Genomic DNA, 7,025 nt, shown 5'->3' with positions numbered 1-7,025 from the left:
CCGCCACCGCAAGGCTCAGGATCAGGGCACACAGCATGGTCCGGCATCCTTCTTCACGCGATGCCGGACGTGACCGGTGAGCCGGTCAGGCTTCGCCCCGCACTCAATTCAAGGTGGAACGTAACCTGAACGATTGCCCCGTGCAACCTGAGCCGGCCGTGGTCCCAGACGGTTCAGGCCGGTTTGCGCAGGTCGGGATCCAGGGTCTGGCCGGGGTCAAGCTGAACGCCGAAGGTGTTCAGCATCATGCAGACCTGGGTGTACTGGCCGGCGGTGAAGACCACGTCCATGGCCTGTTTCTCGCTGAAATGGTCGAGCAGGGCCTGCCAGGTTTCGCGGGAGACGAACTGGTCGGTATGAAGCTCGTCGGCGGCCTGGATCAGCGCCGCATCGGCCTTGCTCCAGCCTGCCTCAGCCCCGGCCTTGAGGCGCTCGACCTCGGCGGCCGTCAGCCCGCACCGCAGGCCGATCTCGACATGCTGGGTCCATTCATAGCCACTGCGGCACAGATAGCCGATCCGCAGGATGACGATCTCGCGCTCGCGCGGCGGAAGGTCGTTTCGCCGTGAAAGGATGTAGTTTCCCCAGCCCAGAAAGGCCTTCAACGCTTCTGGGGCGTGGGCCAGGGTCCGGAAGATGTTCAGAACCGGGCCGGCGGGGATGACGCCGCCATTGCCGAGAGGGGCCAGGACCGCCGCCTGTTCGGGGGTGGCCCGGTCAGGATCCAGGGGCAGGATTCTTGGCTTATCGAGCCGCATGGACAGTCCTCCGAGTGTTTCGACGGATCGTCCGGGGCCCGGTCAGGTGTGTCAAACAAATGTTCGGGATGGGCGGAAATCTGCGCTGCGCAGACTCCCGCCCGAACCGGCTACTTTACGCTGCCGCAGAAGCGCTGGATGCGCGAGCAGGCGTCTTCCAGCACGGCATTGCTGGTGGCGTAGCTGATGCGGAAGAACGGCGAGAGGCCAAAGGCCGCGCCGTGAACGACCGCCACGCCTTCGGTTTCCAGCAGCTCGACGGCGAAGTCTTCATCCGTCTCGATGACCTTCCCGCTCGGCGCGGTCTTGCCGATCAGGCCTGCGCAGGAGGGGTAGACATAGAAGGCGCCTTCCGGGGTCGGGCAGTGGATCCCGGTGGCCTGGTTCAGCATCGACACCACCAGGTCCCGCCGCTCCTGGAACAGCTTGGCATTGGGCTTGATGAAGTCCTGGGTGCCGTTGAGCGCTTCAAGGGCCGCCCACTGGCTGATCGACGAGGGGTTCGAGGTCGTCTGGCTGATCATCTTGGCCATGGCCTTGATCAGCGGCTCGGGGCCGGCCGCATAGCCGATCCGCCAGCCGGTCATGGCATAGGCCTTGGAGACGCCGTTCATCGTCAGGGTGCGGTCGTAGAGTTTGGGCTCGACCTGGGCGATGGTGGTGAACTCGAAGTCGTCGAACACCAGGTGCTCGTACATGTCGTCGGTCAGCACCCAGACCTGCGGATGCTTCAGCAGCACGTCGGCGATGGCCTGCAGTTCGGCGCGGGTATAGGCCCCGCCCGACGGGTTGGACGGGCTGTTGATGATCAGCCACTTGGTCCGCGGCGTAATGACCTTTTCGAGAGCGTCCGGGGTCAGCTTGAACCCGCTCTCGGCCGTCGTTTCCACCGCAACGGGCGTGCCGCCGGCCAGCAGGGTCATGTCGGGATAGGACACCCAGTAGGGGGCCGGAATGATGACTTCGTCGCCCGGGTTCAGGGTGGCGACGAGGGCGTTATAGATCACCGGCTTGCCGCCCGGCGCGATGTGAACCTGGCTCGGCTTGTAGTCGAGGCCGTTCTCGCGCTTGAACTTGGCGCAGATGGCCGCCTTCAGTTCGGGCATGCCGTCGGGGTCGGTATATTTGGTCTTGCCGGCGCGGATCGCGGCGATACCGGCGTCCTTGATATTGTCCGGGGTGTCGAAGTCCGGCTCGCCCGCGGAAAGCGCGATGATGTCACGGCCGGCGGCTTTCAGGGCGCGTGCCTTGGCGCTGATCGCAATGGTGGCGGACGGGGCGATGCGCCGCAGGGCGGCGGACTCGAGCGACATGGTTTTAGGACTCCCCTGGGAAACCGGATTTCAGGATTGCGGGGGTCTTTACGCCTCAGATTGCCGCGGTGCAACGCAGGCCAGGCACCATTCATGGTCGGCAGGGTCTTGGCCAAAGGCCGAAAATTGGTCTGACCTCTTGCGCATCAAGGATTCCAAAGGTACCGCTACCAACAATGAAATCATTCAAGGGCGGCGGATTGGCCGAACACCTTGAGGAGGAAACGCAGGACGTGTCCCCAGGACGCGTCCGTTACCCGGCATGTGCACGGGGAGGGAAAGTCATGAAAGCCATTATTGTCGCCGCATCCCTGATGGCCCTGGCTGTCGGGGTGGGTAGCTCGGTGTCAGCCCGCCAGGACTCTGATGCGGATATTCTCAAGAAGGCCATCAACAAGCCCTCCGCAAACTGGCAGGTTTACGGCGCAGGCCAGACCCACGCACCGGTCAAGGACAAGGCGGTTGCCGGCGGTGGCGGGGTTCGGGTGGATGTCGCGGCTGCGAGCGCGCAGCCCTGGTCCGTGGGCGCGCAGCAGCCGATTACCGGCAAGGTCAGCAAGGGCGATGCTGTTCTGATCGCCTTCTGGGCCAAGGCCGAAAGCGTTGATGTTAGTCCTGCGACGGCGACGATTTCTTCGGTTCGCGTTCAACAGGCTGCGGCACCCTACGATGCGGCCTTGCAGGGCTCGGTCAGGGTCGGCGGGGACTGGGCCATGCATACGGTTCCCGGCAAGGCGACGATCGACATTCCGGCGGGCAGCGGCAGCGTATCGCTGCATCTTGCCGCCGCCCGTCAGGCCGTCGTCCTCGGGCCGGTTTTCGTCCTGGATTTCGGGCCGGACTACGACCTGTCCAAGCTCGCCAACTAGTCGGAACGCCTAGCGGCCGCCCGTGGCCCCGGCGACGAAACTGGCCAGGTGGCGGGCCAGGTAGGTGCGGGTGGCCTGATCCGTCAGAACGCCGTCGACGATCTTGGTATGGGCCTGCCCGACCAGGACCTCGCCCAGGGGGACCACGTCGGCCCCCGTGCGGCGCAGGCAGAGGCGCAGGGCGTCCTGCGCCCTGACCGTGCCGGTCATGCCGGGGCTTGCCCCGATCACACAGCAGAGCTTGCCGGCCAGAGGCGCCGGCTTGCCGCGCGACGCCCAGTCGATGGCATTCTTCATGATGCCGGTGATGCCGCCGTTGTATTCCGGGCAGCCCAGCAGCAGGGCATCGGCGGTCCGGATGGCATCCTTCCAGGCCTTGACCGGGGCCGGATCGCCGGTCGCCTCGATATCCTCATTGAAGAAGGGCAGGTCCTGAAGACCGAAGAGCTCGATTGTCACGCCGTCAGGCGCGAGCTCGGCCGCCGCCTTCAGGAGCGCGGTGTTGAGAGATGCGGCCCTCAGGCTGCCGGATACACCGATGATCTTCATTCTGCGCTCCTGTCTGCGACCTCAAGTTTAGGGCGGTCCGGGACTGGAAACCACGCGTTAGTGAGACTGACGTGACGGAACGGCGCTTGACCCGCCGCCGCCGGTGGGCGAGGCAGGGGCGTGATACGCCGCCTGATCGACTTCTTGACCAATATGGACGCCCGCGCCTGGCGCACGGTGGCGGTGTCGTTCGTCTTGTTCGGCGGCGTCGGCATTGTCTTTCTGTTCGGGGCGCAACTGCTGGGCCTGAACGGTGAGGCGGCGATCGAGCAGTGGCTGACGGCGGCCCACGGCCCCTGGGCCCTGCCGGTGGCAGTCGGGGCCTTTGCCGCGCTCGCCTTCATCGGCGTGCCGCAGTTCGTCCTGATCGCCGCAGCCGTTGTCGCCTTCGGTCCCTGGACGGGCTTTGCCTACAGCTGGATCGGCACCCTGGTCTCGTCCCTGATCGGCTTCTGGCTCGGCCGGGCGTTCGGTGCCAGGGTCCTGCGGGACTTTGCCGGCGAGGGGGTCGCCAAGTTCATGCGGCTGATCGGCAAGAACGGTTTTCTGGCCAGCCTCATTGTCCGGCTCGTGCCGTCGGCCCCGTTCATCGTGGTCAATATGGCGGCCGGCGTGACGCCGATGAAGATGCGGGACTTTGCCGCCGGAACCGCCATCGGGATCATTCCCAAGATCGCCCTGACGGCCTTTGCCGGCAACTCGATCGTTCAGGCCATGACCGGCGGCGGCAAGCGTCACTTCGTGATGCTGGCCATTGCCGTGGCCGTCTGGATCGCTGCTGGCCTCGTGGCGCGAGCCTGGCTCAAGAAGCGCGAGGCGGCGGACTAGCCGCAAGACTTGCGGGCTCCGGCGCCTCCGGCAGGCCGATGGCCTCACGGCTGGCGCTGCGCCAGGCCCTGACGATGTCGCCGAACCACTTGATCCTCGCGGCGTCCGTCAGCCCGTCGCTGCGGTCGATGCCGGCGATCCAGGTTTCGATAATGAACGGCAGCAGCGTTCGCGCGGCATGGGCGCAGGCGGCGCGGACCGGCTCGGTCGCGTTCGGCGGCGGGGCGACGAAGGGCTGGGCCAGACCGGTCAGCAGGGCGTCGCAGGTCGCCGCCCAGCGTGCGGTCTCGGGCCCGCTGCGGGCGTCCTTGAGCAGCAGACGGAACAGGGCAGGGCGGGCCCGGCCGAGCTCGATCAGGGTGGCGATCCCCGAGCCATATCCGCCCCAGGGCCGCAAGGCCGCGGCTTCAACCTGGGCCAGGGCCTCGCCGAACAGGGCGTCGATCAGCGCCTGACGGGACGGATAGAGGCGGTAGATCAGAATCTTGGCCATGCCGGCCTTGTCGGCGACATCCTGCATGGTGGCTGTCTGCAGGCCCTTTTCCGTAAAGACCGCCACGGCCGCCTCGACGACCTCGCGGCCACGGGCATGGCGATCGACCCTGGGCTTGGGGCGGCCGGGGCCTCCGCGCGGGGCCGGCAGGCGATCAGGATTTGCGAGGCTCATCTTCGGTGATATGTAGAATGAAACTATAAAGTTTCAAAGAAGTGATGCGGGAGGATCTGATGCCGTCGAACCTGAAGGGGTTGCGCTGGGCCGTGCTGGCGACGCTGGTGCTGGCACCGGCCATGGCCCGGGCCGGAGAGCCGGCCTCGCCGACGACCGTGGAGCGTCAGAAGGCCTTCGCCCAGACCTTGCCGCTGTCCGATCGTCAGGACTTCGAGTTTGCCGACCGGGGCTTTCTCGGCACCCGGGCCGATCCGCTGATCAAGCGCGCCGATGGCCAGGTGGCGTGGAATCTCGCGACCTACGATTTCCTGAAGGGCGAGCCCCCCGCGACCGTGAATCCCAGCCTGTGGCGGCACGCCCAGCTGCTGGCCCGGCACGGGCTCTACCAGGTGTCCGACCGCGTCTGGCAGGTGCGGGGCTTCGACATTTCCAATGTGACCTTCATCAAGGGCGATACCGGCTGGGTGGTCGTCGATCCCCTGACCACCGTCGAAACGGCACGGGCGGCGCTGGACCTGGTCAATGAAAAGCTGGGCCGCTTTCCGGTTCGGGCCGTGATCTACACCCACAGCCACAGCGATCACTTTGGCGGCGTCCGCGGCATCGTCGACCAGAAGGATGTCGATGCGGGCCAGGTGGCCATCGTGGCTCCGGCGGGCTTCATGAAAGAGGTCGTCAGCGAGAACATCCTGGCAGGCAACGCCATGACCCGCCGGGCCCAGTACCAGTTCGGCCTGATGCTGCCGCCCGGCGTGGAGGGGCAGGTCAGTTCCGGCATCGGCCAGGCCGTGGCCCGGGGCACGATCACGCTGATCCCGCCCACCCAGACCATCGACCGGACCGGCCAGGAACTCGTCCTCGACGGGGTCAAGGTCCGCTTCCAGTACACGCCCAATACCGAGGCCCCGGCGGAGATGAACCTCTACCTGCCGGACCTGCGGATTCTCGACATGGCCGAGAATGCCAATGTGTCGATGCACAATGTCCTGACCCCGCGCGGGGCGCTGGTGCGCGACAGCAAGGCCTGGGCCGATGACCTGACCGAGTCGATCCGGCTGTTCGCCGACGGCACGGACCTGATGATCACCAGCCACGGCTGGCCCCGCTTCGGCCAGGACGTGGTGCGGACCTTTCTGGGCGAGCACCGCGACGCCTACAAATACCTGCATGACCAGTCGGTTCGCATGCTGAACCAGGGTTTGACCGGTGACGAGATCGCCGCGCGGATCACCTTGCCGCCGAGCCTGGCCAAGGACTGGTACAATCGCGGCTATTACGGTTCGATGAGCTTCAACAGCCGCGCGGTCTATCAGCGCTATATGGGCTGGTATGATGCCAATCCGGCCCATCTGGCCCCGGCCCCGCCGGCCGACACCGGCCGGCGCTATGTCGCGGCCATGGGCGGCGCGGCCAAGGTCAAGGCCCTGGCGGCCGAGGCGACGGGGAAGGGGGACTACGCCTGGGCTGCGTCCCTGCTCAACCATGTGGTCATGGGCGATGACGGCGACCGGGACGCCAAGGTGCAGTTGTCGGCGGTCTATGAGCAGATGGGCTACCAGACCGAGAATGCCATCTGGCGCAACATGTACCTGACGGCCGCCGACGAACTGCGCGGCGGGGTTCGCAAGATCCCGGCCTCGATGGCCCCGCTGGACATGCTGCAGGGGCTCGACAGCCAGATGATCTTTGACGTCCTGGCCATTCGTCTGAACGCCGACAAGGTCGGGGACGAGCAGGTCAGCCTCGCGTTCGTCTTCCCCGAGCGCAAGGAGCGGTTCGTCGTCACGGTGCGCAACCGTGTGCTGGTCGCCCAGCCGGGTACCGGTGCGGAGAAGGTCGATGCGACCCTGACGGTCGCCCGACCGCTGTTCCTGGAGTCGCTGTTCCGCGGAACCTCCCTGCTGCCCAGGATCCTCACCGGTGAGGTCAAGCTGGAAGGGGATCGCGGTGCCATGGGCAAACTGTCGGGTTGGTTTGACGCCTTCCCGGGGGATTTCCCGATTGTGACCCGGCCGAACTAGGCTGTTTTGGGCAAAAA

General features: G+C 66.1%; 7 protein-coding genes. 3 read left to right on the top strand and 4 right to left on the bottom strand.

The genetic code is table 11. The features are described from left to right. Positions 1–173: 173 nt before the first annotated feature. Positions 174–758, bottom strand: coding sequence for a carboxymuconolactone decarboxylase family protein (locus tag DBR10_RS03015; protein WP_108505440.1), 585 nt, complete (start codon positions 756–758; stop codon positions 174–176). A 110-nt stretch (positions 759–868) separates the two neighbouring features. Next, positions 869–2,071, bottom strand: a complete 1,203-nt coding sequence (locus tag DBR10_RS03010) for a pyridoxal phosphate-dependent aminotransferase (RefSeq protein WP_108556130.1) — start codon at positions 2,069–2,071, stop codon at positions 869–871. 284 nt (positions 2,072–2,355) lie between these two features. Here DBR10_RS03010 and DBR10_RS03005 point away from each other — a divergent pair, with 284 nt between their 5' ends. Continuing rightward, positions 2,356–2,940: a carbohydrate binding domain-containing protein gene (locus tag DBR10_RS03005; RefSeq protein ID WP_108505439.1), complete on the top strand. Its 585-nt coding sequence runs from the start codon at positions 2,356–2,358 to the stop codon at positions 2,938–2,940. Between the two features lie 9 nt (positions 2,941–2,949). On the opposite strand, the gene DBR10_RS03000 is transcribed toward DBR10_RS03005, so the two are convergent. After that, positions 2,950–3,489, bottom strand: a complete 540-nt coding sequence (locus DBR10_RS03000) for an NADPH-dependent FMN reductase (RefSeq protein WP_108556129.1) — start codon at positions 3,487–3,489, stop codon at positions 2,950–2,952. Between the two features lie 120 nt (positions 3,490–3,609). Between DBR10_RS03000 and DBR10_RS02995 the strand changes: the two genes are divergently transcribed. After that, positions 3,610–4,317 (top strand): TVP38/TMEM64 family protein, encoded by a 708-nt coding sequence (locus DBR10_RS02995; protein WP_108505437.1) that lies wholly within the window; start codon positions 3,610–3,612, stop codon positions 4,315–4,317. Here the strand turns inward: DBR10_RS02995 and DBR10_RS02990 are convergent. Next, positions 4,292–4,984 (bottom strand): TetR/AcrR family transcriptional regulator, encoded by a 693-nt coding sequence (locus DBR10_RS02990; RefSeq protein WP_108505436.1) that lies wholly within the window; start codon positions 4,982–4,984, stop codon positions 4,292–4,294. The genes DBR10_RS02995 and DBR10_RS02990 overlap by 26 nt on opposite strands. A 59-nt stretch (positions 4,985–5,043) precedes the next feature. Between DBR10_RS02990 and DBR10_RS02985 the strand changes: the two genes are divergently transcribed. Further along, entirely contained in the window at positions 5,044–7,008 is a 1,965-nt protein-coding gene (locus tag DBR10_RS02985) for an alkyl/aryl-sulfatase (RefSeq protein WP_442861104.1), read from the top strand. Positions 7,009–7,025: the final 17 nt, after the last annotated feature.

Origin of the sequence: Caulobacter sp. HMWF025 (assembly GCF_003060965.1) — a bacterium.
Classification (GTDB): domain Bacteria; phylum Pseudomonadota; class Alphaproteobacteria; order Caulobacterales; family Caulobacteraceae; genus Caulobacter.
Note: the sequence above shows the minus strand (reverse complement) of the source record. Positions and strands in the feature narration are given on the sequence as shown.

Bases quoted from the DNA above. Each gene is read 5' to 3' on its own strand.
- DBR10_RS03015 (WP_108505440.1), bottom strand. From the start codon at position 758: ATGCGGCTCGATAAGCCAAGAATCCTGCCCCTGGATCCTGACCGGGCC.
- DBR10_RS03010 (WP_108556130.1), bottom strand. From the start codon at position 2,071: ATGTCGCTCGAGTCCGCCGCCCTGCGGCGCATCGCCCCGTCCGCCACC.
- DBR10_RS03005 (WP_108505439.1), top strand. From the start codon at position 2,356: ATGAAAGCCATTATTGTCGCCGCATCCCTGATGGCCCTGGCTGTCGGG.
- DBR10_RS03000 (WP_108556129.1), bottom strand. From the start codon at position 3,489: ATGAAGATCATCGGTGTATCCGGCAGCCTGAGGGCCGCATCTCTCAAC.
- DBR10_RS02990 (WP_108505436.1), bottom strand. From the start codon at position 4,984: ATGAGCCTCGCAAATCCTGATCGCCTGCCGGCCCCGCGCGGAGGCCCC.
- DBR10_RS02985 (WP_442861104.1), top strand. From the start codon at position 5,044: ATGCCGTCGAACCTGAAGGGGTTGCGCTGGGCCGTGCTGGCGACGCTG.